This is a genomic window from Hyphomicrobium nitrativorans NL23 (genome assembly GCF_000503895.1).
Lineage (GTDB): Bacteria > Pseudomonadota > Alphaproteobacteria > Rhizobiales > Hyphomicrobiaceae > Hyphomicrobium_C > Hyphomicrobium_C nitrativorans.
Genome location: NC_022997.1, coordinates 3,335,337 through 3,359,815 on the forward strand (window position 1 = coordinate 3,335,337; position 24,479 = coordinate 3,359,815).

Annotated in this window: 23 protein-coding genes, 1 other RNA gene and 1 pseudogene; 17 read left to right on the forward strand and 8 right to left on the reverse strand. The window is 64.4% G+C overall.

The features are described 5' to 3' along the window. Positions 1 to 9 precede the first annotated feature (9 nt). A complete protein-coding gene (gene nuoE / locus W911_RS15580; RefSeq protein WP_023788502.1) occupies positions 10 to 714 on the reverse strand; it encodes an NADH-quinone oxidoreductase subunit NuoE in 705 nt (234 codons plus the stop codon). 215 nt (positions 715 to 929) lie between these two features. Continuing rightward, on the reverse strand, positions 930 to 1,277 hold the full coding sequence (locus W911_RS15585) for a hypothetical protein (RefSeq protein WP_023788503.1): 348 nt from the start codon (positions 1,275 to 1,277) through the stop codon (positions 930 to 932). Between the two features lie 172 nt (positions 1,278 to 1,449). On the opposite strand from W911_RS15585, the gene ffs reads away from it, so the two are divergent. From ffs to W911_RS15630, 9 genes are all read left to right on the forward strand, one after another. Further along, positions 1,450 to 1,545: signal recognition particle sRNA small type (ffs, locus tag W911_RS17940), an RNA gene on the forward strand. A 184-nt stretch (positions 1,546 to 1,729) separates the two neighbouring features. Beyond that, complete coding sequence (locus W911_RS15590) at positions 1,730 to 3,577, forward strand: DNA polymerase III subunit gamma/tau (protein WP_023788504.1); 1,848 nt, start codon at positions 1,730 to 1,732, stop codon at positions 3,575 to 3,577. Between the two features lie 188 nt (positions 3,578 to 3,765). Continuing rightward, complete coding sequence (locus W911_RS15595; protein ID WP_023788505.1) at positions 3,766 to 4,020, forward strand: hypothetical protein; 255 nt, start codon at positions 3,766 to 3,768, stop codon at positions 4,018 to 4,020. Between the two features lie 282 nt (positions 4,021 to 4,302). Beyond that, a complete protein-coding gene (locus W911_RS15600) occupies positions 4,303 to 4,623 on the forward strand; it encodes a YbaB/EbfC family nucleoid-associated protein (RefSeq protein ID WP_023788506.1) in 321 nt (106 codons plus the stop codon). A gap of 193 nt (positions 4,624 to 4,816) precedes the next feature. Next, the gene (locus W911_RS15605) at positions 4,817 to 6,019 is read left to right on the forward strand and encodes a saccharopine dehydrogenase family protein (RefSeq protein ID WP_280113265.1); all 1,203 of its coding nucleotides are present in this window, start codon (positions 4,817 to 4,819) and stop codon (positions 6,017 to 6,019) included. A gap of 128 nt (positions 6,020 to 6,147) precedes the next feature. Continuing rightward, the gene (locus tag W911_RS15610; RefSeq protein WP_023788508.1) at positions 6,148 to 7,500 is read left to right on the forward strand and encodes a lipase family protein; all 1,353 of its coding nucleotides are present in this window, start codon (positions 6,148 to 6,150) and stop codon (positions 7,498 to 7,500) included. Between the two features lie 177 nt (positions 7,501 to 7,677). Continuing rightward, a complete protein-coding gene (locus W911_RS15615) occupies positions 7,678 to 8,079 on the forward strand; it encodes a hypothetical protein (RefSeq protein WP_023788509.1) in 402 nt (133 codons plus the stop codon). A gap of 298 nt (positions 8,080 to 8,377) precedes the next feature. Beyond that, positions 8,378 to 9,526 (forward strand): carboxynorspermidine decarboxylase, encoded by a 1,149-nt coding sequence (gene nspC, locus W911_RS15625; protein WP_023788511.1) that lies wholly within the window; start codon positions 8,378 to 8,380, stop codon positions 9,524 to 9,526. A gap of 141 nt (positions 9,527 to 9,667) precedes the next feature. Continuing rightward, on the forward strand, positions 9,668 to 10,393 hold the full coding sequence (locus tag W911_RS15630) for an N-acyl amino acid synthase FeeM domain-containing protein (protein WP_158412876.1): 726 nt from the start codon (positions 9,668 to 9,670) through the stop codon (positions 10,391 to 10,393). 111 nt (positions 10,394 to 10,504) lie between these two features. Here W911_RS15630 and W911_RS18230 read toward each other — a convergent pair whose 3' ends face one another. The 3 genes from W911_RS18230 to W911_RS15640 all read right to left on the reverse strand — a co-directional run bounded on the left by W911_RS18230 (position 10,505) and on the right by W911_RS15640 (position 12,766). Continuing rightward, complete coding sequence (locus W911_RS18230; RefSeq protein ID WP_144083628.1) at positions 10,505 to 10,708, reverse strand: hypothetical protein; 204 nt, start codon at positions 10,706 to 10,708, stop codon at positions 10,505 to 10,507. 169 nt (positions 10,709 to 10,877) lie between these two features. Then, positions 10,878 to 12,272 carry a glutamate--cysteine ligase gene (locus tag W911_RS15635; RefSeq protein WP_081717766.1) on the reverse strand — a complete coding sequence of 465 codons (1,395 nt, stop codon included), beginning with the start codon at positions 12,270 to 12,272 and terminating at the stop codon, positions 10,878 to 10,880. A gap of 95 nt (positions 12,273 to 12,367) precedes the next feature. Continuing rightward, positions 12,368 to 12,766: a hypothetical protein gene (locus tag W911_RS15640; RefSeq protein WP_023788515.1), complete on the reverse strand. Its 399-nt coding sequence runs from the start codon at positions 12,764 to 12,766 to the stop codon at positions 12,368 to 12,370. Between the two features lie 181 nt (positions 12,767 to 12,947). Between W911_RS15640 and W911_RS15645 the strand changes: the two genes are divergently transcribed. Beyond that, positions 12,948 to 13,268, forward strand: a complete 321-nt coding sequence (locus tag W911_RS15645; RefSeq protein ID WP_023788516.1) for a hypothetical protein — start codon at positions 12,948 to 12,950, stop codon at positions 13,266 to 13,268. Between the two features lie 217 nt (positions 13,269 to 13,485). Here the strand turns inward: W911_RS15645 and W911_RS15650 are convergent, their stop codons facing one another. After that, positions 13,486 to 14,418, reverse strand: coding sequence for a bifunctional riboflavin kinase/FAD synthetase (locus W911_RS15650; protein ID WP_023788517.1), 933 nt, complete (start codon positions 14,416 to 14,418; stop codon positions 13,486 to 13,488). A gap of 53 nt (positions 14,419 to 14,471) precedes the next feature. Beyond that, complete coding sequence (locus W911_RS15655) at positions 14,472 to 14,903, reverse strand: MaoC family dehydratase (RefSeq protein ID WP_023788518.1); 432 nt, start codon at positions 14,901 to 14,903, stop codon at positions 14,472 to 14,474. Between the two features lie 217 nt (positions 14,904 to 15,120). Between W911_RS15655 and W911_RS15660 the strand changes: the two are divergent. Next, positions 15,121 to 15,885: pseudogene (locus tag W911_RS15660) on the forward strand (DUF1013 domain-containing protein); the annotation flags it as partial. Positions 15,886 to 16,097: 212 nt separating this feature from the next. Here W911_RS15660 and ubiA read toward each other — a convergent pair. Next, on the reverse strand, positions 16,098 to 17,078 hold the full coding sequence (ubiA, locus tag W911_RS15665; protein WP_023788520.1) for a 4-hydroxybenzoate octaprenyltransferase: 981 nt from the start codon (positions 17,076 to 17,078) through the stop codon (positions 16,098 to 16,100). A 142-nt stretch (positions 17,079 to 17,220) separates the two neighbouring features. Here ubiA and W911_RS15670 point away from each other — a divergent pair, with 142 nt between their 5' ends. The 6 genes from W911_RS15670 to W911_RS15695 all read left to right on the forward strand — a co-directional run bounded on the left by W911_RS15670 (position 17,221) and on the right by W911_RS15695 (position 24,467). After that, positions 17,221 to 17,961: a 16S rRNA (uracil(1498)-N(3))-methyltransferase gene (locus W911_RS15670; RefSeq protein WP_041319094.1), complete on the forward strand. Its 741-nt coding sequence runs from the start codon at positions 17,221 to 17,223 to the stop codon at positions 17,959 to 17,961. A gap of 21 nt (positions 17,962 to 17,982) precedes the next feature. Beyond that, positions 17,983 to 18,588, forward strand: coding sequence for a glutathione S-transferase family protein (locus W911_RS15675; protein ID WP_023788522.1), 606 nt, complete (start codon positions 17,983 to 17,985; stop codon positions 18,586 to 18,588). Positions 18,589 to 18,675: 87 nt separating this feature from the next. Then, positions 18,676 to 21,723 (forward strand): isoleucine--tRNA ligase, encoded by a 3,048-nt coding sequence (ileS, locus tag W911_RS15680; RefSeq protein ID WP_023788523.1) that lies wholly within the window; start codon positions 18,676 to 18,678, stop codon positions 21,721 to 21,723. Beyond that, positions 21,720 to 22,250: a signal peptidase II gene (gene lspA / locus W911_RS15685; protein WP_023788524.1), complete on the forward strand. Its 531-nt coding sequence runs from the start codon at positions 21,720 to 21,722 to the stop codon at positions 22,248 to 22,250. The genes ileS and lspA overlap by 4 nt, the downstream gene beginning before the upstream one ends. A gap of 56 nt (positions 22,251 to 22,306) precedes the next feature. Continuing rightward, positions 22,307 to 22,777 carry a hypothetical protein gene (locus W911_RS15690; RefSeq protein WP_023788525.1) on the forward strand — a complete coding sequence of 157 codons (471 nt, stop codon included), beginning with the start codon at positions 22,307 to 22,309 and terminating at the stop codon, positions 22,775 to 22,777. 292 nt (positions 22,778 to 23,069) lie between these two features. Further along, positions 23,070 to 24,467 (forward strand): M16 family metallopeptidase, encoded by a 1,398-nt coding sequence (locus W911_RS15695; RefSeq protein WP_023788526.1) that lies wholly within the window; start codon positions 23,070 to 23,072, stop codon positions 24,465 to 24,467. Positions 24,468 to 24,479 lie beyond the last annotated feature (12 nt).

Here is a 24,479-nt window from a genome sequence, read left to right on the forward strand (position 1 = left end):
ATGGACGGGCTATCCCTTAGATTTGTCGCTCTGGCCGGAGGCGGCGCTGCCGCCTTCTGCGAGTTCCGGGAAGCGGTCGCGCCAGCTTCCGATCGCCGATCCGTCATAGAGAGTGGGATCGACCAGCGTCGTCGGCGGGCCCTCGGGAGACGAACTCACCCGGCCCGCCTGCGATCCCGGTTGCGGCTTGCTGCCCCGCTCGAAGGCGGAGATCAGTTTTTCCAGCGCTTCCGGCGCCAGATCCTCGTACGTGTCCTTCCAGACCTGCACCATCGGCGCGTTCGCGCAGCAGCCCAGGCACTCCACCTCTTCCCAAGACAGGGAGCCGTCCTCCGAGAGCCCATGAGGCTCTTCGGAAATGCGGCGTTTGCAGACCTCGACCAGGGCTTCCGCGCCGCGCAGCATGCACGGCGTCGTGCCGCAAACCTGGATGTGCGCCTTGGACCCGACGGGCGAAAGCTGGAACATCGTGTAGAAGGTCGCGACCTCATACGCACGGATATAGGCAACGCCCAGCATGTCCGCCACGTAGCGAAGCGCGGGCTCGGGCAGCCAGCCGTTCGACTGCTCCTGTGCGCGCCAGAGCAGCGGTATAATTGCAGATGCCTGCTTATCTTCCGGATACTTCGCGATCGTCTCGGTCGCCCAGGCCATATTTTCAGGCGTGAACGCGAAATCGTGCGGCTGGTCTGGATGAAGGCGACGGACGGCCATAGCATGGCTCCCTGAGCGGCGAGACCCGCGGGGATACAGGAAGCAGCACGGATAAGATCTGAGCCGGCTATGGCCCGATCATCCGCGGCCTCTCCATGCTACACCCCCGCTCTGGTCGTCCTGTTCCACTACGTCTATCGCAGCGCGAAAGCAAGCGCGCACGGCAGCGCTCCCCACCAAGGCAGGCCTCAAAAAGTCACATCGCTTGACCTTCGTCAGGTGAGAGGCGCGCTTAGCCAACCGGAAACGAGGAGGACGGCCGCAATCGGCGCGAGAAACAGCGAGATCTGCGAGCCGACGCGCAGAAAGCCGGTCCAAAAAACGGCGAGCAGCACGCCGAACAGCACGATCACCCAGCCGCCGCCGTCGTCGAGACCGCGGCTCGTCGCGAACCATACCGCAATTCCGGCGGATGCGAGACCGAAGAGCACCGGCACGGCGGGGAAATCGATCTGTAGAGCGCCCATCGGCCACCCGTGACGGTGGGCAAAGTAGCTATACGTCGCAAGCGAGAGGCCCCATCCAAGCGCGGCGACGGCCAATAAAAACAGATTGTCGAACATAACGCGGGTTCCCCTCCCTCAGTCTGTTGTGCGGATTGTTGCAATATTTCTGTCCGTTCACCAGCCTAAGTTAAGAAGCCGGTTAAAGGCAAAGCGGGCTTCCCCCAGGCATTTTGCGCATGCGGCACCTGAAGCCTTGCCACCCCTTTGGAGAGACGCCATATTCCGCCCCGGAGGCTGGCGGCGGACGAGTACGTCGCCAACCGGGTCAGGTCCGGAAGGAAGCAGCCCTAACGACAGGTGCACGGGTCGTTCGTCAGTCTCTATATTCGCTCACGGGCGCTGATCGGATTGCCAACAGGCAATCCGGCGCCCTCCACGGGGGCGGTGCATTTGCGCCGGGTCGCCTTGCTCCCGAGCCCCTTCGGGGGCTGTTTGTTCGGCGGCACTGGCCGCGTGTCGCCTTGCTCCCGGGCCCCTTCGGGGCCTAAGTAGAGCGAAAGAGGCGGGCGATGGCGAAGAAGAAATCCGAGGACACGAGTCAGGTTGAGGGCAGCGCCGCGGCGGCGAAGCCCTATGTTGTGCTCGCGCGCAAATATCGCCCGCAGACCTTCGACGATCTGATCGGCCAGGAAACGATGGTGCAGACGCTGCGCAACGCGTTTGCGGCGGGGCGGATCGCGCACGGGTTCATGCTGACGGGCGTGCGCGGCGTGGGCAAGACCACGACGGCGCGCATTCTCGCTCGCGCGCTCAACTACGAGACCGACACCGTCGACAAGCCGACCATCGACATGCCGTCACCCGGGCGGCACTGCATCGAGATCATGGAGAGCCGGCATCCCGACGTGATCGAGATGGACGCCGCCTCCAACACCGGCGTCGACAACATCCGCGAAATCATCGAGAGCGCCCGCTACCGGCCGCTCGCGGCGCGCACCAAAGTCTTCATCATCGACGAGGTGCACATGCTCTCGAAGGGCGCGTTCAACGCGCTCCTGAAGACGCTCGAAGAGCCGCCGGGGCATGTGAAGTTCATTTTCGCGACGACGGAAGTGCGCAAGGTGCCGGTGACGGTGCTGTCGCGCTGCCAGCGCTTCGACCTCAGGCGGGTGGACGTGCCGCGCCTGGTGCAGCACCTCAAAAACATCGTCGCCAACGAAGGCGCCGCAGCCGACGACGACGCGCTGACGCTCATCGCGCGCGCGGCCGAGGGGTCGGTGCGCGACGCGCTGTCCATGCTGGACCAGGCCATCGCAACCGCGCTCGGGCCCACGCCGGGTGACGCCAGCACGGTCAGCGCGGACGCCGTCCGCGGCCTTCTCGGCTTGGCTGACCGGGGACGCGTTTTCGATCTGCTCGAAACGTTGGCCGCCGGCGACATCGCCACCGCGCTCAAATCTCTCGACGGGCTGATCCACGACGGAGCCGACGCCGCGCAGGTGCTGGCCGATCTCTCCGAAGCCGTGCACATCACGGCGCGCATCAAGGCCGTGGGGCCGGACGCCGCCGGCGAGGGGCTCGCGCTTGCGGAGAAGCAGCGCGCGGGCGCGCTCGGCGGTCAGCTCTCGATGGGCTTCCTCTCGCGGCTTTGGCAGATGCTGCTCAAGGGCCTGGAGGAAGCCGGCAAGGCGCCCAACCCGGTGGCCGCCGCGCAGATGGTGTTGATCCGCATCGCGCACACCGCAGACCTGCCGCCGCCCGACGAGGTGATCCGCGCGCTCGGCGGTGCACCTGACGTGCGCCGCAGCGGTGCTCCCGCTCCCTCGCAGGCCGCCCCGGCGCCGGTTGCGACACGGACGAACGCGCCCGTCGCCTCTTACGACGACGAACCGAACGACGACCGCTTCACATTCGAAGGACTGGAGAGCGGCGAAGGACCGGAGCCCGAAAGCTTCGAAGGGTTCGAAACGGCCGACGACGACGGCGGGGAAGATCTCAGCACCGTACCGGGCGTGCCGCTCCGGCCGCTCAACACATTCACCGACATCGTCGCGCTCGCGCGCGACAAGCGCGATGCCAAGCTGACGCTCGCGCTCGAAGAAGAGGTCAGTCTCGTGCGCTTCGATGGCGCCACGGGTGCGATCGATCTCTATCTTCTGCCCGGCGCTCCGGCGGGCCTCGCCAACGACCTGCGCGAGAAGCTGAACAAGTGGACCGGGCGGCGGTGGGTCACCATGCTCTCCAAGACGCCGGGCGAGCGTCCGCTCGGCGAAGTGCGCCGCGAGCGTGAAGCCCTCGAACGCGAAGCCCTGCGCAATCACCCGGCGGTCGCGGCCGTGCTCGAAGCGTTTCCCGACGCCGAGATCACCGTGTGGCCGCTCGACAGCATTCCCGACGACGACAGCGCAACGGGCTGAGACGGGCGCACACTCTAGATCCGCCCAAACATCAAGCATTTCGCTCACGCTTTGAGCACAATCGGGAACGGCTCCCGATTTTCGCCGAACCCTTCCGTTGCCGTTCCGCTGCTTCAACCCGCGATGTTATAGCCTTTCATCCCGCCGCTCCTCGAAGGGCCGGCGGAAGAGCATCCAGGGAGACACATATGCGCTCACTCGCACTTTCTGCCGTCGCGCTGGCGTTCGTATCCGGCGCCGCGTTCGCCGCCTCGGAAGGCAAGTTCTCGCAAGCCACCGTGAACGGCATCACAAAGTCGCTCGAAGCGGACGGCTGCAAGCTCGGCGAGATCCACTCCGGCGACGGCTTCTACACCATCGCGGGCTCGACATGCGCCGACGGCACGTACGACGTCACCGTCGACACCGATTTCAAGATCACCGACAAGAAGAAGAAAGACTGATCAATTAGGCCGGGCTCAAAACCCGGCCTTTTTTGTTTCGTACGCAAGCTGCGGGAAGCTTCAGATAAGGGGCGTTGGAACTCGTGGAGGGCCTGCGCATTGGCGCCGGGGGCGCAGTCGCGCCCCGAGCCGAAGCTGCCGGTGCAGCTTCGGCTGGAAGCAAGCGTATACGATATCATCGCCTTTGATCGCTCCTCGCCCAGCGGTGCGGCGATAACGCGATGCGCCAGCGGGTAAATTCCTTTAGACTCCCGGCAAACGCAAAAAGGGAGACGAGCAGGCATGAAAGACCTGATGGGCATGATGAAGCAGGTCAAGGACATGCAGGAGCGGATGCAGCGCCTGCAGGACGAACTCGCCTCCATGGAAGTGACAGGCGCGGCGGGCGGCGGCCTCGTGTCCGTCACACTGAACGGCAAAGGCGATTTCCAGCGAGTCAAAATCGACCCGTCGCTGATGAAGCCTGAGGAAGCCGAAATCGTCGAAGACCTCATCATCGCAGCCGCGGCGGACGCCAAGGCCAAGGTCGAGGCGACGCTCCAGGAAAAAATGAGCGAGATGACCGGCGGGCTGCCCTTGCCGCCCGGTTTGAAGCTTTTTTGACAATCCGCGCCTTTCCCTAGAAAAATTCTTTACGCGCGCCGGACCTCGCGCCGCGACGCGCTGTTGAAAATCTTGCCGTTGTGCCCTATCTGCGAGCGCCTGTCCGGCGTGCAGCCGCACCCGGACGCTTTGTCATGCTTTACGGCGTTCGGGCTCACAGCATTCGGAAGGGAGCTTCATTTTGGACAGCGTCTTGATCATTGGGGCCGGTGCGGCCGGGTCTGTCACCGCGCAGAAGTGCGCGATGAACCGCGACGTCTTCAAAAAGGTGCATCTCGCTTCGCGCCGCCTCGAAAGCTGCGAGAAGGTGGCGGCGCGCTGCGTCAGCCCCATCGAAATCAGTCAGGTGGACGCCGACAACGTCGACGAGACGGTGGCCCTGATCGAGCGGGTGAAGCCCGATCTCGTGATCAACATGGCGCTGCCGTACCAGGATCTTCCGATCATGGATGCGTGCCTCAAGACCGGCGTGCATTATATGGACACGGCCAACTACGAGCCGCGCGACGTCGCGAAGTTCGAATATTCGTGGCAGTGGGCCTATCACGATCGCTATGCGGAGCGCGGCATCCTGGGCGTGCTCGGCTGCGGCTTCGATCCGGGCGTCTCGAACATCTTCTGCGCCTACGCGCAGGAGCACCTGTTCGACACCATCGAGACCATCGACATCATCGACTGCAACGACGGCAGCCACGGCAAGTCGTTCGCGACCAACTTCAATCCGGAGATCAACCTCCGCGAGGTGACGCAGCGCGGCAAATACTGGAAGAATGGCGAGTGGATCGACATCGATCCGCTTTCGATCTCGACCATGATCGACTACCCGGAGGTCGGCCCGCGCAAGAGCTACCTCATCTATCACGAGGAGGAGGAAAGCCTCGTCCGCAACATCAAGGGCCTCAAGCAGATCCGCTTCTGGATGACGTTCTCCGAGAACTACATCAAGCACCTCGACGTGCTGCAGAGCGTGGGCATGACGCGCATCGACCCCGTCATGTACAAGGGCACGCCGGTGATCCCGATGGAGTTCCTGAAGGAGCTGCTGCCGCCGCCGTCATCGCTCGGCGAGAACTACACGGGCCGCACCTCCATCGGCTGCGTGATCGACGGCACGAAGGACGGCAAGCGCAAGACAGTGCTGATCTATAACGTCTGCGACCACGCCGAGAGTTACAAGGAGACAGGCGCGCAGGCCGTGTCCTACACGACGGGCGTGCCGCCGGTGGTGGGCGCGATCCAGATGTTCCAGGGCGCATGGACCGGCAACGGCGTATTGAACGTGGAACAGCTTCCCTCGAAGCCGTTCCTCGACGAACTCGCCAAGCAGGGGCTGCCCTGGCACGTGAAAGAGATCACGCCCGACGATCAGGCGGAGCTGTTCGCGGTTAAGAGTTGATCGGCTGACATAGTCTGATTTTTCGTGCCCGGAGCGGCTTGCAGCTCCGGGCATTTTTTTGTTCCCTTCGCTGAGCTTTCCCGCTCAGATGCCGCGAGGGCGCGGCACCATATTCTGTGGGGACGATCATGCTGGACAGTGCGGAACCGAGCGGGACGGGCGCGACGCCTCGCCCTGCTGCAAGCGCAGGCAAGGCGCCCGTCATCGTGACCGTGCATGGCACGAACGATGCGGCTCTCGACGACACCGGCGAGCGGTGGTGGCAGACCGGCTCGACGTTCACCAACCGGCTTGCGGAGCGGCTCGCCGCACGCGGCATCCCACAACCCGAGATCGTGCCCGTGCACTGGTCGGGAAAGAATTCGGATCACGATCGGCTGAAGGGCGCGGAGGCGCTCGCGCGCACGCTGCGGGGTCTCCACCGGGAAGGGCGGCAGCATGCGGTGCTGGCGCATAGCCATGGCGGCAACGTCGCTGTCGAGGGACTTGCGCGCGCACGGCCCTCGGCGCAGCGCGGCGCGATCATTTCCTTCGGCACGCCGTTCTTCGTCCGCAAGCTCAAGACGGTGCCGCGCCTGATCGCGCTGTTTCAGCTCGTTCTCGGGCTCGTCATTCCACCGATCATGCTGTGGTATCTCATCGAGGTCCTGCCCGGCGACAGCAACAAGAAGATCGAGGCCGTCGTTCTTTTCAGCGGGCTTTTTGCGCTCGGCGTGTGGAGCCTGATCGCGGGTGTGCGCAAACTCGCACGGCGCCATCTTGCCGAACGACGGTTCGCGCGCTCCCTCTCGCCGTCGCAATGGCTTGTCGTGCACAGCCCTCGGGACGAGGCAATGCAGCTTCTGGAGACGGCGGCGGAAATCAATCCGGAGTATGTGACGACCGCGTCCGCGATGCGCTCGCTCACCGCGTTCGCCTCGCTTGCGGGCGTGATCGCAACCGTCGCGTTCTTCGTCTGGACGGGCAGCTACTTCCTGACGCCGATCCTCGAAAAGGTGCGGGAGGGCACCTACGGCCTCGCGCTCGGCGCCGATCTCACGTTCCTGCTGCTGGTTCCCGTGATCTACGGCGCGGTGTTCTTCGCGATCTGGCTCGCCGCGCGCGCGGGCGGCGCCTGGGCCTATGCGAAATTTCTGACCTCCGCGATTCACGGCGGCGTCGTGGGTGCAGCCTTCGGCGGCGACGACGCCTTCAAACTCGTCGGCGTGACGCGGCTGCCGCCGTATCTCGTCCAAGGGCGCGAGGAGCGGATCGAGGCCATCGACCTCGGCGGCATCGACGACGCCGCGCTCTTCGTCGCCGCGCAGAGCCTTTACAACAGCGTCGTAGCCAACGACGGGCCTGACGGCGGAATCGCCAACCCCGATGCGATGTGGAAGCGGCTCTCCGATGCGCTCTATCACAACGCCTACATGCGCGACGACAACGTGATCGAGACCGTGGCCGAGCATATCGCGGCAACGTGGCGGCAGACGGCATGACACTGTTGCCTGCGCGCTAAGGCGCAAAATTTATGCTCACGAACGGGAATAAAAATCAGGGCTATCTCTTCGCGAAATCGAAAGAATTGAGGCGGCGCCTTCCATAATTGAACACAAGAATCGCACACGTTCGCCCCCGAACTCGATTCGTTTGCATCAGCGATGGGGGCACCAGTCATGGCTCATCTTTCCGAAAAACTCGCCGAAATGCATCGCCGGATCGCGGAGGACGCTCAGGAAGAGCAAGCGCTCGTCCGGGCGCTCAACGCCGCGCTCAATCACGTCGATGAAAAGCTGCTCGCGGAAATCCGTCACGTCACCGTACAGCACGAGGCGCGGCGTTCCGCGATCATGAACGAACTCCAGCTTCTGGCCACGCGGCTTTGCGCGTTTCCCGCTCCGCCCGCCGAGCGTCGGCCGGCCCTCGAAGGCGGGTATGCCGACGGCGGCCATCTCAACGGCGAGCACCTCAACGGGCATACGCACGCGCCGGGGAACTGGCGGATTGCGGCGCAGAATGTCGAGGACGACGATCTCGACTTCTTCACCGACGGCCCCGCGGCACCTGCGAGCCATTGATCGCGGCCGGTTGCGGCTCGCTTACGGGACGCGCGCGGACATGAGGGAGAGGGCGGCATCCAGCGCCGGCCCTTTCTTCATTTTAGCTGCGACGAAGGCGGACGATCCCCGCGCATGTCCCCTGACGCTCTTCCAGAGCATCCCAATCCCGACATCCGGGCCGGGCCCCTTTGGCGCGGGGGCGCTTCGGCTCTGGAAGTCGCCATCCGGCAATGCCATATAGCGCCCTCAACGTTCGTCTCCATGATCCGCGCCGGGGCGTCTCTCCTTTGCGCCATGAGAGGTTAAGGGCCGCGCCATGCTTCCGAAACTCCCTGACGACATCCGCACGCCCGCTTACGTCCTCGACGTCGCGGCGCTCAAGCGGAATCTCGAAACCGCAGCCCGCATCAAGCGCGAAGCCGGGGTCAAGATCCTGCTCGCCACCAAGGCCTGGGCGATGCCGGCCGCGTTCCCCCTGCTCGACGACACGCTCGCCGGCACGACCGCGTCGGGCGAATACGAAGCTCGCCTCGGGCGCGAGGAATTCGGCCGCGAGGTCCACGTCTATGCGCCGGCTTACGGGCCGGGCGAGATCGAGCGCCTGATCGACATCGCGGATCACATCTATGCCAACTCGCCGGACGAGATGGCGCGCGTGCTGAAGGCTGTGCGCGAATCCGGGCGCACGAACATTCACGTCGGCGCCCGCATCAACCCCGGCTATTCGAACGCCACGCTCGGCGGCGCGCTTTACGATCCGTGTGCGCCGAACTCGCGCTTCGGCACGACGGCGGAAGAGATCGACCGGCTACCGTGGGACGACATCGACATCTTCCACGCGCACGCACTCTGCGAATCGCTCGCGGACGGATCGGTCGGGCTCATCGACCACGTCGCGCGCACGTTCGAGCCCTACCTCCGGCGCGTCAAAGCGGTCAACTTCGGCGGCGGACATTTCATCAACAAGCCGGGTTACGACGTCGGCAAGCTGATCGCGGCGCTCAAGGCGTTCCGCGCGGAATTCGGCATCGAGGTTTATCTTGAGCCCGGCGCGGGCCTCGTCGTCGATGCGGGCTATCTCGTTTCCTCGGTCATCGGCATTCACCGCAACGTCGGCGAGATCGCGATCCTCGACGCGTCGGCCTCGACGCACATGCCGGATGTGCTTGAAGTTCCCTATACGCCGACGATCATCGGCGCGGACAAGCCCGGCGTGCATCCCTTCACGTACATCCTGGGCGGCAAGACCTGCATGACGGGCGACGTGATCGGCGAATATTCGTTCGACGCTCCCCTGAAGCCCGGCGACCGCCTCGTGTTCACGGACATGATGCAATACTCGTTCGTGAAGAACACCACATTCAACGGCACGCCGCTCCCCGATCTCGCGATCCTGCACGAGGATGGGCGTTACGAGGTCGTGCGCAGCTTCGGTTACGAGGAGTTCCGGCGGCGGCTCGGATAAGCGCTCTCCGGCTTCGGCTCATCTATGCCCGGAACGAAATCGCTGCGGTCAAAGTTATTGGCCATCGATCTCTTTTCGGGCGAGCCGTCGACGCGCAGGAACCGACCGGAGTTCGGCGTCTGCAAGCAAAAGGAGATTTCCGTGGGCGCCAGCATGATGTTTCAGCCTCCCCTTGTGCTCGACAACAACAATGGCGATACGGCCAAGAACTTTCCGATCTCTCTCGAAATCTATTCCTCGCATTCCGACAAGACCGATCTCCACCGCTTGAGATACCGGGCGTTTCTCGCTGCGGGTTGGATCCGGGAAAACGATGCCGGCATGCTCAGCGATCGGTTCGACGCACTCGATACCACAGTTGCGGTCGGCGCGTTTCACAAGGGCGCCTGCATCGGCGCGTTGCGGCTCGCGTTCGGCGGCGCACATGCTCTGCCGCATTCCATGCCCTGCGAGGATGCGTTTCCCGACGAGGTGCGCGCGCTCATTGCGCAGAATTGCCAGCGCCTGGTCGAATTCTCGCGCATGGCCGTGGAGCCCACACTTTCGAACAGATCGTTCCGGACGACGCTCTACGCTTCCCTTGTGCGGGCGGGCGTGATGTTGACGATCGCATCACGCGTCGACATGGCGGTGGTTGCGGTTCACAAAAAAGTTTCGCCGTTCTATCAGGCCATGTGCGGCTTCGAGGTGCTGGGCAAGTCGGCCTCATATGCCGAGATCGACGAGCCCACGGAGTTCCTCGGGCTCAGAGCGCAGGCGCTTGAGGCGCGACGGAAGAAACGCAGCGGGTTCTTTGCTTTTTCGCCGGAAGAGATCGCCGCCGCCGAGCGGGCGCTCGCACGACTATCCGCGCAAGGCCTTGCTTGAGGGCGCGGCCAGAGCGTTTTCCGATCCGATGGAATCGGATCGGACGCTCTCGCTTTTTGATGAGACCGATGATTCACGCTTCGGACTGATAGGGTCCGAAGCGATCATGGTCTAACGCTGCGCGCGGCAGGACTGGAGGCAGCGCGTGAGTGCTGCGCCGCAGCTCGGGCTGTCTTTGGTGGCGCGGCGGCAGGCGTTTTCCTCGGCGTAGCACTTGGCTGCGCACTGGTTCGCTCCGGCCACCGTCGAGACGGCTACGGCGGGGAGTGTCCCGAGGCAGGCGAGGAGGATCGCGTATCGAACGATGCGGCTCACAATCGACCTCCTCTCTCTCATGCTGCTTCACGGGGGCTGTGCTTGCCGCACTCACGCATCGTGTTCGGCAAATTTCATGTGCGATGCACTTCTATCGCGCCAACGATGAACGTCACCTGAACCCGGACGTCAAGGTTCCCGCTCGTTTTTTGGTTGCCGAATCCGTACGTTAGAAGGCGAATTCCGCAAAGACGTGGTCGATCCGGCCGTTCCAGGGGCCGTGGAAGCGCTCCAAAAGCTCATCCGCAACCGTCCGACCGGATGCGACGGCGGCTTCGAGGGGGCTGAGAAATATCGTCTCGTCCTGGCTCTTCCGGTTGAGCTGCTGTCGGCGCCTCAGCCCCGCATGCGAGATCCGCAGCACCTCGCGCGCGAGCTCCTGCACCGTGGTCTCGCGGAAGCGGGTGGCAAGTGCCTCGCGCGGGACGGCGTTGCGCAACGCCTCGCGCTCCTCCTCCGTCCAGGACTTCACGAGATCCCACGCGGCATCGAGCGACGTCTCGTCGTAAAGGAGGCCGACCCAGAACGCAGGCAGCGCGCAGATGCGCCGCCAACGGCCGCCGTCCGCGCCGCGCATTTCGAGGAAGCGCTTCAAACGCACCTCGGGGAAAAGCGTCGTCAGGTGGTCGGACCAATCGTCGAGCGTCGGATACTCGCCTGGCATCGCCGCGAGCTTGCCCGCCAGAAAATCGCGGAACGACGCACCGGCCACGTCGATGTAGCGGCCGTCGCGGTAGACGAAGTACATCGGCACGTCGAGCGCATAGTCGACGTAGCGGGCGTAGCCCATGCCGTCCTCGAACACGAACGGCAGCATGCCGGTGCGGCGCTTATCGGTTTCGCGCCAGACTTCGCTCCGGAGCGACTTGAAGCCGTTCGGCCGGCCTTCGGTGAAGGGCGAGGACGCGAAGATCGCGGTGGCGATGGGCTGCAGCGCGAGGCTCACGCGCAGCTTCTTGACCATGTCGGCTTCGGTCGCGAAGTCCAGGTTCACCTGGATCGTGGTCGTGCGATACATCATGTCGAGGCCGCGCCTGCCGACCTCCGGCATATAGCGCGTCATGACCTGGTAACGCGCCTTCGGCATGCGTGGCGTCTCGTCGAGCGTCCATTTGGGCGAAAAGCCGACGCCGAGAAAGCCGATGCCGAGATCCTCGCCCACGCTCAGCACCTCGAAGAGATGCTCTTGCGTTTCGGCGCAGGTTTCATGCAAGGAACGGAGCGGCGCTCCCGACAGCTCAAACTGACCGCCGGGCTCCAGGCTGATGGTGCCGCCGGGCGCCGCGTCAGGCCGCTTCAGCGCGATGATGTTCTCGCCTTCCTTGATCGGCTCCCAGTCGTAACGCGCCATGAGCTGCTCCATGAGCGCGCGGATGCCCCGCTCGCCCTCATAGGGAACTGGCGTGAGCGTGTCGGTATGGAAGACGAACTTTTCGTGCTCGGTGCCGATGCGCCAGTCCGCTTTCGGCTTTTCGCCTGCCGCTATCCAGGCGACGAGGTCGGTTTCGGAGCGCACTCGTGGGCGCTTGGCCCCATCCTGGGCCCCATCCTGGCGGGTCGACATGCGTGGGGCCTCTGACAGTGCAGCAATCGGGATGATTTGTTCGTGTTATGGCGGCCCGGGAGCGCTGAAACAAGGGGTAGGCGCGCGCGCCGCGGTCAGCGCGGCAGGCAGGCCGAGACCCGGCGGAGATCGTCCGGGATGCTCTCGGAGCGGAGGCACGCTTCGAGGCGGCGAATGGCCACGGGGCTTGCACGCCCCCGGAGACAGTCCACGAACAGGCGGACGCCATCGGCAGCACATCCCTCGATGTTGGCCATCATGGTTTCCGGCGCGTTGCGGTCCGGCTGGCGCGGACGAGAAAGGTCGAGGTCGATGTAGGGCTCGATGACGAGCCCCCCGCGCTCGCGCCCCGGACGATGACCGGAATTGGACCCCGGGTTGCGGTCGCCCCATGAGTTGCTGTTGCCACGACCGCCCTCGGCGCCAAGCGGGCTCCCGCTCACGGCCAGCAGAGCCGCAACGCACAAAGCAAGGATCGGGAGACGCTCAGCCATTCTTGGAGGCTCGCAAATTCTTAACGCAACGTGGGGCATCCTGCCGGGTGCATGAGCAAGACAGGTTCCACTCCATCTCCCGATGATAGAAGTCAGGTCGTAAACGAATCACTCCCTGGGCGGAGGGCTGTCTTGCTCTCTCGTCCGGGTGCGCGCGGGCCCAGCCAATGGAGGTCGCACGATGAAGTACGAAGCTCTCATTGCCGGCGGTATCATCGTCGCCGGGATTACGATTGCGGCATTCACACTCGACGGGACGAAGCCGCTCGAGCGCAAGAAGCTGGCCGGCGGGTCCGAAGCGTGCACGTACCACGCGGGCCCGATGGATGCCGAGCTGATCGATCAGGGTGCGCCCGCGGGACACCGCATTCTTCGCGACATCCTGGCGCTGGATAAGCGCTGCGAGTTCGTGACGCTGGTGCTGCCCGACGGCACGCGCCAAAAAATGACGCTCGGCGTGGAGGGGCGCAAGCCGGGCGATCCGCGGCCCAGAAGTATGTAGTCTGTTTGCGCTCACGGGCCGCTTCGGCTGGCGCTTCCGCGCCAGCCTGGCCCTCCGCGCGGGCGGCGCACTTGCGCCGGGTCGCTTTGCTCCCGGAGCCCTGCGGGCTCGAAGTGTGTGTCGCGCTCGCATCCAAGGAGGAGCTTGGCTTCGCTAAGACGCTCCCGGAGCCGTGCGGTCTCAAGTGAGACTCGCTCACGGGCCGCTTCGGCTGGCGCTAAGGCGATGTGGCCGCCAGGATCTCGCGGGCTTTGGCGCAGTCGGCGTTCATCTGCGTCACGAGTTCCTCTGCGCTCGCGAAACGGCGGTCGTCGCGCACCTTGTCGATGAAGATCACCTCGATCTCGCGGCCATAGATGTCGCCATCGAAGTCGAACAGAAAAACTTCGAGCACCGGCATCCCGTCGTCGAAGGTCGGGCGCGTGCCGAGGTAGGCGGCGCCGTCCAGCGACACGCCATCGAGCGCCACGCGGACGGCGAAGATGCCGTGCCCCAGCGCGGTGCCCTTCGGCATCGCCACGTTTGCGGTTGGAAAGCCGAGGCCGGTGCCGCGCTTGGCGCCGCCGATCACCGGACCCTTGACGCTCCATGGCCGGCCGAGCGCCGCCGCCGCGCTGCGCACGTTACCCTCGGCAAGCAGCAACCGGATGTCCGTCGACGAAAACGGTTCGCCGCGATCGGCTATCGGATCGACGACCGTAACTCCGAAACCGTGCGTATATCCGAAACGACGCAACGTTTCCGCCGAGCCGCCGCGGTTACGGCCGAAGAAGAAGTGATAGCCGACAACAACGTGCGAGACGGCCAGGGCATCGACCAGCACGGCCTCGATGAAGCGTTCGGCGTCGAGGCTCGCGAGCGCGGCGTCGAAGGCAAGCACGACGGCCACGTCGAGCCCCAGCTCCGCGAACAGCGCGAGTTTCTCGTCGAGCGGCGTCAGCCGGAAGTGCGGCTCGCCGGGGCGGAAGAACGCGCTCGGATGCGGATCGAACACCAGCGCGCCCGCAGAACAGCCCCTGCCCTGCGCCTCGGCCACTGCCTGGCCGATCAACGCCTGATGGCCGCGATGCACGCCGTCGAAGTTGCCGAGGGCCAACACGGCGCCCTTCGCTTCAGGCGGCACGGAGTCATAGCCGTGAACGATGAGCATGAGAGGCTCTTTGGTGCAGACGGTGATTGCGAAGGCGGCCAGTGGCGCAGATTTTATTCCGGGCGGTTCGGCACCATAAGCACGGCCTCGCCGGTCAGCACCGGCTTGCCGTTCACGGCGCAGACAGTCTCGAAGCGCGCCCGCTTCTTCTCGGGCAGCAGTTCCACCAGCGTCACCGTGGTCACGACCGTGTCGCCGATCTTGACCGGGGCCTTGAAGGCCATCGTCTGGGAGATGTAGATCGCGCCGGGACCGGGCAGCTCCATCCCGAACACGGCCGAAATATAGGCTGCCGACAGCATTCCGTGTGCGATTCGCTCGCCGAAGATCGTGCCCGCGGCATAGTCGGCATCGACATGGACGGGGTTCCGATCACCGGAAACCTCGGCGAAGAGGGCGATGTCCTTCTCGGTCACAGTGTTCGACAGCGACGCCTCCTGGCCGACGGCAAGGTCTTCGAAGTAAGTGATCTTATTTGCTGTCATGGTTGATCTTTCCGGTCGCTCGCCTCTGTTCGGGTCCCCTGGTCTAGCGGCGTGCCTTCCCTGGCGCAACTCGCGCGGCCAATGTTTCCAGGCGCGTGCACTTGCGGCGGCGCTTGCAGGCGCCCCTCCGATCGCGGTATAAGGCCCGATCCCCAAACTTTCATTCACTCTATTGGCTTTCGCGGACTGTCCTCCGCGGGAGCCCGGAGAAGCCCTTATGAGCGACCGCAAGCCCCTGATGCCGAAGGCCACCGCCGTGTGGCTCGTCGAGAATACCTCGCTCTCCTTCGAGCAGATCGCCGAATTCTGCGGGTTGCACGTGCTTGAGGTCAAAGGCATCGCCGACGGCGACGTGGCCCAGGGCATCAAGGGCCTCGACCCCATCACGTCGAACCAGCTCACGCGCGAAGAGATCGCGACGGCCGAGAAAGACGCAAGCCACAAGCTGCGGCTCGCGGAGGCCAAGGTCCAGATCCCCGAAACCACGACGAAGAAGGGCCCGCGCTATACGCCGGTGTCGCGCCGCCACGACCGCCCGAACGCGGTGCTCTGGCTTTTGCGCAACCACCCCGAGCTGAAGACCAGCCAGCTCATGCGCCTCGTCGGCACAACCAAGCCCACGATCGCGCAGATCAAGGATCGCACGCACTGGAACTCCGCGAACCTCGTGCCGCAGGATCCCGTGACGCTCGGCCTCTGCTCGCAGACCGATCTCGACACCGAAGTGAAGAAGGCCGCCAAGCGCATCGAGCGCGAGCAGCGCGAGGCGCGGCGCGAAGCCATCAAGGCCGGTACGCTGCTGCCGACGGAAGAGACGACCGGGCCGCTGGGCTCGGACGACGAGTTCCGCCCGACGGCCGAGATCGTGCAGCCGCGCGACGTGGAAACGCGCGAGGAGACGCCGGCCGAAGAAGAAGCCCGCATGTTCGCCAAGCTCAAGGAGATGAAATCGGCCGAGCCTCAAGATGAGGACGAGGACGACGAGAGCGGTGACGAGGCGGGCGGCGATGACATCGAGGCCGAGGACGGTGCTGCAGACGAGGCCGAGGCCGGAGACGACGCAGGTGTCGACGAATCCGAGACCGAGGACGACAGCGAGCGCGCGTAACGCAGCCTCACTTCAATAATGCTTCCACGACAAACCCTCCGGGCGTTCTCAGCCCGGAGGGTTTGTCGTTTTAATTCACGGCGTTCTCAGCTCAGGCCAGCCCACCACGAGATCAGCGTGTCGGCAACGAGGGCGAGGAAGATCGCGACGCCGACATCCCGATTGGCGAGGAAGCGGCGCAAACAGTTGTTGCCGTCCTTGATGTCGAGCGTCGAGACCTGCCAGGCCATCTGAAGACCGACGAGCGCGACGCCGAAGAAGAACACGAGATGCGTGCCGGCGAGAAACCCGGCCGCGATCCAGAGCAGCAGCGCGCCGACATAAAAGCTGCCGACCCAGAACGGCGTGTCGGAGCCGAAGGTCAACGCCGTCGACTTCAGGCCCAGCATCAGATCGTCCTCGGTGTCCTGGTGGGCGTAGATCGTGTCGTAGCCGATGGTCCAGAGCACCGAGCCCGCATAGAGCAGCACCGGCGCCCAATCGAGCGAGCCGCGCACCGCCGCCCAGCCCATCAGCGCGCCCCAATTGAACGCGAGCCCCAGCACCACCTGCGGCCAGTAGGTGAAGCGTTTCATGAACGGGTAGATCGCAACGAGTGCGAGCGACGTGATGCCGAGCAGAATGGTGAACAGGTTGAACCAGATCAGCACCAGGAAGCCGATCAGCGACAGCGCGACGACGAACGCGAGGGCGGCTTCGGGCGTGACCTGCCCGGACGGGATCGGCCGGTTCGCCGTGCGGGCGACGCGGGCGTCGTAGTCGCGGTCGATATAGTCGTTGTAGGCGCAGCCCGCACCGCGCATGACGAGCGCGCCGACGGCGAACAGGAACAACATCCAGGGATCCGGATAGGGATTTCCGATCGAGACTTCCGCGAGCGTCACCGACCACCAGCAGGGAAACAGCAGCAGCCAGGTGCCGATGGGGCGGTCCATGCGGGCGAGGCGGAGATACGGGCGCCAGGATACCGGCGCATAGCGATCCACCCAATTGCCGCGCGCCGCGTCGGCGACGGGCGGTGCGCCGCGTACGTCTTCCAGGCCGTTTTCCGCTCCGCGTGCCCTCATGCTCGGTCCATCCTGATCTGGCATCCTGGGGCGACGTTAACGGCCGCGGCAGGGGCGAGCAACACGAGCCGAGGCCGCACCCGGGCGGCGGGACACGCCATAGCTGTTGGATCGAGCTAGGGCATCGGATATGGAAGCGATTATGGCCGTTCACGATTTCACGTCCCAGCGCCTGTTCATCGATGCCGCTCTTGCGGAAGGCGCGCGCGTCGCCTGCTCGCCGGAGCAGGCGAGCTATCTCCGCAGCGTTCTGCGGCTCGCACACGGCCACGAAATCCTCGTCTTCAATGGCCGCGACGGCGAATGGCGCGCACGGCTCATCGCAGAAGGAAAACGCGGCGCGGCGCTCGAAGCGGTCGAGCTTGTGCGCGCGCAGGCGGGCGGCCCGGATCTTCATTACCTGTTCGCTCCGCTCAAACGCGCGCGGCTCGACTACATGGTGCAGAAGGCCACCGAAATGGGCGTCGCACGCCTCGTGCCGGTGTTGACGCGCCATACGGTGGCCGAGCGCGTCAATCTCGACCGGATGCGCGCGAATGTCATCGAAGCGGCGGAACAATGCGGGATCTTGCGCGTGCCTGAGATCGCGGAACCGATCAAGCTCGCCAAGTTGCTCGACGGATGGGATGCGGCGCGGACACTCGTTTTCTGTGACGAAGCCGCCGAGCAGGCGAGCCCGATTGCAGCGCTTTCCGCGCGAGCGGCCGGGCCGCTCGCCGTTCTGATCGGGCCGGAGGGCGGATTTTCGCCCGACGAGCGGGCCATGATCCGCGCCGTGCCGCAGGCGGTGGCCGTTTCGCTCGGACCGCGCATCATGCGGGCCGACACAGCCGCCGTCGCCGCGCTCGCGCTCGTCAACGCCGTGCTCGGAGACTGGCGTTAGCGCACTCTGTGGAGAACCGCGATGCTCACGCTCTATCACAACCCGCAATCGCGCTCGACGACCGTGCATACCATGCTGCACGAGATCGGGGAGCCGTTCGAACTCGTCGCCGTAGATCTCAAGGCGGGCGAGCAAAAGTCGGACGCGTTTTTGAAGATCAATCCGATGGGCAAGATCCCTGTTCTGCTCGACGGCGATTTGATCGTCACGGAAACGCCTGCAATTCTCACCTATCTCGCCGATAGGTATCCGGATGCCGGTTTGGCGCCGGCTATCGACGACCCGGACCGCGCAGCCTACTTGCGCTGGCTGTTCTTCGCGGGAAGCTGCTTCGAGCCTGCCGCAATCGACAAGGCGCTCAACAGAGAAACGCCTTCCTCCATGGGTGGATGGGGCACGCCCGACGACGTGTTCCGCACGCTGGCGGCCGCCTTGAAGCCCGGGCCGTGGTTGCTCGGCGAGCGGTTCACGGCCGCGGACGTCATGATGGGCTCGGGTGTCGCCTACATGCTGGGGTTCAAGATCATTCCCGAGTGGCCGGAATTCGTCGATTACGCGGCGCGGATCGAGGCACGCCCCGCAAGGCAGGCCGCCAAAGCTGCCGACGAGGCGCGCGCGGGCGGCTAAATCGGCCACGCAGCCCTTCAATCGGCGGCCGAAACCGTCTAGAACGCCTCGAAATCACGCAAATGGGCGCAAGGGACGACGGCTGCAATGGCTAAGGGCGACGGTGGAGCGAAGACGGACGCGGACAGGAACGCGGGTGACGGGGCCCGCGACTGGAGCCAGACGCTCAACCTGCCGCAGACCGAATTTCCGATGCGTGCGGGGCTGCCGCAGAAGGAGCCGGAGATCCTGAAGCGTTGGCGGACGCGCGATCTCTACCGCGAGTTGCGCGAGGCCTCCAAGGGGCGGCCGAAGTTCGTGCTGCACGACGGGCCTCCGTATGCCAACGGCAACATCCACATTGGGCACGCGCTCAACAAGATCCTCAAGGATCTGGTGGTGAAGAGCCAGCAGATGCTGGGCTTCGATTCCAACTATGTGCCGGGCTGGGACTGCCACGGGCTTCCCATCGAATGGAAGATCGAGGAGCAGTATCGCGCGAAGGGCAATGAGAAGCCGGACTTCGCGGACGCCTCCGCCATCAACGCCTTCCGCGACGAGTGCCGGAAGTTCGCCGACAAATGGGTCGACGTGCAGCGCGAGGAGTTCAAGCGGCTCGGCGTGATCGGCGACTGGGACAACCCGTATCTGACGATGACGTATGCGGCGGAGGCCACGATTGCGCGCGAGCTCATGAAGTTCGCTGCGAACGGGCTGTTGTATCGCGGTTCGAAGCCGGTGATGTGGAGCGTGGTCGAGAAGACGGCGCTCGCGGAAGCGGAGGTCGAGTATCAGGATTATCAGTCTGATGCGGTGTGGGTGAAGTTTCCTCTCATCGGTCGCGACACCGAAAGAAACGGCAAAATTGTTCCGCTAGGCGATCGCCTTAAAGACACCTCCATCGTTATCTGGACAACCACACCTTGGACGTTACCGGGGAACCGGGCGATCAGCTTTTCGTCGAAGATCGACTACGTCCAAATGGAGATCACGAAGGCTCCCGAAGGCAATTGGGCCAAAGTTGGCGATAAACTTATCGTCGCTGCAAAGCTCCTTGAAGACGTAAAGAAAGCTGCAAAGATCGAAGAGTGGGAGAACGTCGGCGGTGACCTAATCGTGGGCTTTGAAGGGCTAGTGTGCGCCCATCCGCTCACGTCGCTCGGCTACGACTTCGAAGTGCCGCTGCTCGACGGCGATCACGTCACCGACGACACCGGCACGGGCTTCGTGCATACGGCGCCGGGGCACGGCGCGGACGACTACATCATCTGGATCGCGAACCAGAAGGCGCTGCGTGACCGGGGCATCGACACGACGATCCCGTTTACGGTGGATGCCGACGGCGTGCTGACGAAGGAAGCGCCCGGCTTCACCGGCAAGCGCGTGCTGAAAGAGAACGGCGACAAGGGCGACGCCAACGACGCCGTGATCAAGGCGCTCAGCGAAGCGGGCAACATCATCGCTCGCGGGCGGCTTAAGCATTCCTATCCGCACTCGTGGCGCTCGAAGAAGCCCGTCATCTTCCGCAACACACCGCAGTGGTTCATCGCGATGGACAAGGGCTTTGAGGTCGGCGGCAACCGCACGCTGCGCGACGTGGCGCTGTCCGAAATCAAAGCAACCGAGTGGGTGCCGGAGACGGGCGAGAACCGGATCAACGGCATGATCGCGAACCGGCCGGACTGGGTCGTTTCGCGCCAGCGCGCCTGGGGCGTGCCGATCACCGTGTTCGTCGCCAAGCGCGATCACGACGGCTTTTCGGAAGGCGACATCCTGCGCGACGAGGACGTGAACGCAGCCATCGCGGACGCTTTCGCCAAGGAAGGCGCGGATGCGTGGTTTGCAGAAGGCGCGGCACAACGCTTCCTTGCGCCCAAATACGATCCCGCCAACTGGGAGCAGGTGCGAGACGTGCTCGACGTGTGGTTCGATTCCGGCTCCACGCACGCGTTCGTGCTGGACGATCCCGAGCAGTTCCCGGGCCTTGCGGGTATCCACCGCGTACGCGACGGCGGCACGGATCGCGTGATGTACCTCGAAGGCTCGGACCAGCATCGCGGCTGGTTCCATTCCTCGCTGCTCGAAAGCTGCGGGACGCGCGGGCGCGCGCCTTACGACGTTGTGCTGACGCACGGCTTCATCCTCGACGAGAAGGGCGAGGACAAGATGTCGAAGTCGAAGGGCAACGTGCTCTCGCCGCAGGACGTGATGAAGACGGCGGGCGCCGACATCCTCCGCCTCTGGGTGGCGTCGGCCGACACGACCGGCGACATCCGTTTCGGGCCTGCCATCGTGCAGTCGGCTTCGGAGGCCTATCGCAAGCTGCGCAATACGCTGCGCTGGATGCTGGGCGCGCTGCATTACTTCACGCCCGATCTCACAGTGCCGCGCGCGGAGCTGCCGGAGCTCGAACGGCTGATGCTGCATCGGCTGACCGAGATCGATGCGGAGGTGCGCGCCGCCTATGCCGCTTACGATTTCCGCGGCGTGGTTGCGGCGCTCGCGCCGTTCATGAACACGGATCTTTCGTCGTTCTACTTCGACATTCGCAAAGACACGCTTTATTGCGAACCGCATTCCAGCGTGAAGCGGCGCGGGGCACTGACCGTGATCGACCAGATCTTCGGATGCGTCACGACGTGGCTCGCGCCGATCCTCTCGTTCACGGCGGAAGAAGCGTGGAGCCACCGCTACGGCGAGACGCGCAGCATCCACCTCGAAGTCTTCCCCGAATTGCCGGAAGCGTGGCGCGACGATGCGCTGGCCGAAAAATGGGAGCGCGTGCGCGACGTGCGCCGCGTGGTGACGGGTGCGCTCGAAATCGAGCGGGCGGCAAAGCGCATCGGGTCGAGCCTCGAAGCCGCACCCGAGGTGTTCATTACCGACGCCGCGCTCCGCGATGCGGTGCAGGACATCGACCTTGCCGAGATCTCCATCACGAGCGGCGTGACGCTTACCGCCAAGGAGGCTCCCGAAGGCGCCTTCACCTTGACCGACGTGCCGGGCGTGGGCGTCGTCGTGCGTCGGGCGGAGGGGCGCAAATGCGCCCGCTCGTGGCGGATCACGAACGACGTCGGGTCCGATCCCGATTATCCGGATCTCTCGGCGCGCGACGCGGCGGCCGTGCGCGAGTTGGAGGCGAGACGCCAAGCATGACGAGCCCAGAAGGTCGCCTCGCGCGCTGGTTGTGGGGGCCGTACTCCGCACTGGCTTTGAAAATCGCCGCCGTCACGTTCGTGCTCGATCAGGCCAGCAAGGCGTGGGTGCTGCTGGTGTACGAGCTTCAGGACAAGGGGCGAGTCAAAGTGCTGCCTTTCCTTGACCTCGTGTTCGTGAAAAACACCGGCATCAGCTATTCGATGCTCGACGGCGATGCCTATAGCTGGCAGATCGTTCTTGCTACGTTCGCGGTGGTGGCGTCGATCGGCCTGTGGGTGTGGCTCGCGCGCGCCGGGACCGGGCGCGTCATGACCTGGGCGCTCGGCTTGATCATCGGCGGCGCGCTCGGAAACGCGGTGGATCGGGTGCTGATCGGGGGCGTGGCCGATTTCTTCTCGCTGCATGCCTTTGGGTATTACTGGTACATCTTCAACATCGCAGATGTGGCCATTGTTGCCGGGGTTGCGGGCCTCCTGTATGAGTCCTTCATCGGGAGTCGCAATGACGCCGCAAACCGAATGTAGCCCAACGTTCTAGGAGACTTAGGTCTCGAACGGCTCGAATTGGGCGGGGGATTAACATGGCCACAGGCTTCACGGGACGTTTGACGGCTCGGTGCGCGGCGCGCATCGCTCTCGTTCCGCTGGTGCTGTTTGCGGCCGGTTGCTCGGGCGACGACGTCCAGTTCGAGGGCAAGGTCTTCGACCTCGTCGGCCTCAACAATCCCACGCAAAGGTCCGCGGAACCGAAGCTGAGAGAGCGGGCGCCCCTCGTCGTTCCGCCGAGCCTCGACCGGCTGCCCCAGCCGGGCCAAGCAGCCGATTCGCTCTCCTCCGACCTCGCATCGCTCAACGATCCCGACAAGATCGCCAAGGAGTCGCGCGCCGATCTGGAGCGCCAGCAGGCCGAATACTGCAAGGTTCACTACGAGCAGGCAAAGGCGCTCGGCGATCAGGATGCCGACCATGCGGCCGGTCCGCTCGGGCTCTGCCGCGGCTCCGCGCTCACGGCGTTCCAGAACTGGAACAAGGGCGAAGACGCCGACGAATAACAGGCGTCTGCCCCGTCTATCCGCTCGTTTCTCTCCCTTGGCCCGACGTCTCTCTCCCTTGGCCCGACGTCCATGCGCGCAGTCAATCGACGCGCGCAAGAGCGCGCCTATTTTTCTGCATTTTCAATTATTTGCACGGCTTGGAGGGTCGCACTCACCAAGACATGAACGGCTTGTCATTTGACTTCCAAGCCTTGAATGCCGAGATCTCATGCAGCCATTTTCCGGCCGTCCCACTCGATCATCGGATGGCCGGATTCATACCTCCCACGGTCTCTCCGCCGAGGATCTCATGATGCATTCACCGGGCGGTCTGCGCCTCTTTACCTGGGTTACCCTGATCATGCTCGCCATCCTTCCGACCCACGCCAGCGCTCAACCTGCGATCAGCGAATTCAAACTCGATAACGGTTTGCAGGTCGTGGTGATCCCCGATCACCGCGCGCCCGTCGTGACGCACATGGTCTGGTACAAGGTGGGCGCTGCCGACGAGCCGAAGGGCGTCTCCGGCATCGCGCACTTCCTCGAACACCTGATGTTCAAATCGACGGATACGATCCCGCTCGGCGAGTTTTCGAAGATCGTGGCGCGCCTCGGCGGCCAGGACAACGCCTTCACCAGCCACGACGTCACGAGCTACTTCCAGCGCATCGCCAAGGAACGGCTGCCGACTGTCATGGAGATGGAGGCGGACCGCATGGTCAACCTGCGCCTCACGGAACCTGAAGTGCTGACGGAGCGCGACGTGATCCTCGAAGAACGCCGCTCGCGTATCGAGAACAATCCGGCCGCGATCCTCGACGAGCAGATGAGCGCGACGCTCTATTACTCGCATCCCTACGGCATCCCCGTCATCGGCTGGGAGCATGAAATGGCTGAGCTGTCGCGCGAGGATGCGCTCGACTTTTACAAGCTGTTCTATGCGCCCAACAACGCGGTGCTCGTGGTCGCCGGTGACGTCACCGCGGACGAGGTGCGTACGCTGGCCGAAACCACATACGGCAAGATCCCTTCGAACCCCGATGTCGCGACTGCACGCAAGCGGCCGACCGAGCCGCCACAGCGCGCCGCACGACGCGTGAAGTATTCCGATCCGCGCGCGGGCAACGCGTCGTTCCATCGCGACTACATCGTGCCGAGCTACACGACGGCGAAGCCGGGCGATGCCGAAGCGCTCGACCTTCTGATGAAAATCGCCGCCGACGGCGCAACGAGCCGTGTCTATCGCACGCTCGTGGTCGACGAGAAGGTCGCGTCGTCTGCGGGCGGACGCTACTCGGGATCGGGGCTCGATAGCGGCACGATCAGCCTCTATGCGGTGGCCGACGCACCGGAGAACCTTCCCAAGATCGAAGCCTCGCTCGACAAGGTTCTGGCGGAGATCCGCGAAAACGGCGTCACCGACGACGAACTCAAGCGCGCCAAGTCGAACTACATCGCGCGCTACGTCTACCAGAACGACGATCAGTCGTCGCTCGCCCGCCGTTATGGCTGGGGTGTCGCACTCGGGCGCACGATCGAGCAGATCCAGGCCTGGCCGGAAGAGATCTCGAAGGTCACGGCGGATGACATCAAGCGGGTGGCGAACACCTATCTCGACATCAATCACTCGGTGACCGGCTATCTCACGCCCACCGCGGAGGCGAACACGCCCGCCGACCCGCCGGCCGGCCCCAACAATCGCTCCTAACGTTCAGGGACA

Coding starts and splice junctions, on each gene's coding strand:
- W911_RS15600 (WP_023788506.1), top strand. CDS start 4,303: ATGAAAGACCTGATGGGCATGATGAAGCAGGTCAAGGACATGCAGGAG.
- W911_RS15610 (WP_023788508.1), top strand. CDS start 6,148: ATGCTGGACAGTGCGGAACCGAGCGGGACGGGCGCGACGCCTCGCCCT.
- W911_RS15615 (WP_023788509.1), top strand. CDS start 7,678: ATGGCTCATCTTTCCGAAAAACTCGCCGAAATGCATCGCCGGATCGCG.
- W911_RS15670 (WP_041319094.1), top strand. CDS start 17,221: ATGGCCGTTCACGATTTCACGTCCCAGCGCCTGTTCATCGATGCCGCT.
- W911_RS15585 (WP_023788503.1), bottom strand. CDS start 1,277: ATGTTCGACAATCTGTTTTTATTGGCCGTCGCCGCGCTTGGATGGGGC.
- W911_RS15595 (WP_023788505.1), top strand. CDS start 3,766: ATGCGCTCACTCGCACTTTCTGCCGTCGCGCTGGCGTTCGTATCCGGC.
- W911_RS15695 (WP_023788526.1), top strand. CDS start 23,070: ATGATGCATTCACCGGGCGGTCTGCGCCTCTTTACCTGGGTTACCCTG.
- W911_RS15590 (WP_023788504.1), top strand. CDS start 1,730: ATGGCGAAGAAGAAATCCGAGGACACGAGTCAGGTTGAGGGCAGCGCC.
- ileS (WP_023788523.1), top strand. CDS start 18,676: ATGGCTAAGGGCGACGGTGGAGCGAAGACGGACGCGGACAGGAACGCG.
- W911_RS15645 (WP_023788516.1), top strand. CDS start 12,948: ATGAAGTACGAAGCTCTCATTGCCGGCGGTATCATCGTCGCCGGGATT.
- W911_RS15635 (WP_081717766.1), bottom strand. CDS start 12,272: ATGTCGACCCGCCAGGATGGGGCCCAGGATGGGGCCAAGCGCCCACGA.
- lspA (WP_023788524.1), top strand. CDS start 21,720: ATGACGAGCCCAGAAGGTCGCCTCGCGCGCTGGTTGTGGGGGCCGTAC.
- W911_RS15650 (WP_023788517.1), bottom strand. CDS start 14,418: ATGCTCATCGTTCACGGCTATGACTCCGTGCCGCCTGAAGCGAAGGGC.
- W911_RS15690 (WP_023788525.1), top strand. CDS start 22,307: ATGGCCACAGGCTTCACGGGACGTTTGACGGCTCGGTGCGCGGCGCGC.
- W911_RS15655 (WP_023788518.1), bottom strand. CDS start 14,903: ATGACAGCAAATAAGATCACTTACTTCGAAGACCTTGCCGTCGGCCAG.
- W911_RS15675 (WP_023788522.1), top strand. CDS start 17,983: ATGCTCACGCTCTATCACAACCCGCAATCGCGCTCGACGACCGTGCAT.
- ubiA (WP_023788520.1), bottom strand. CDS start 17,078: ATGAGGGCACGCGGAGCGGAAAACGGCCTGGAAGACGTACGCGGCGCA.
- W911_RS15640 (WP_023788515.1), bottom strand. CDS start 12,766: ATGGCTGAGCGTCTCCCGATCCTTGCTTTGTGCGTTGCGGCTCTGCTG.
- nuoE (WP_023788502.1), bottom strand. CDS start 714: ATGGCCGTCCGTCGCCTTCATCCAGACCAGCCGCACGATTTCGCGTTC.
- nspC (WP_023788511.1), top strand. CDS start 8,378: ATGCTTCCGAAACTCCCTGACGACATCCGCACGCCCGCTTACGTCCTC.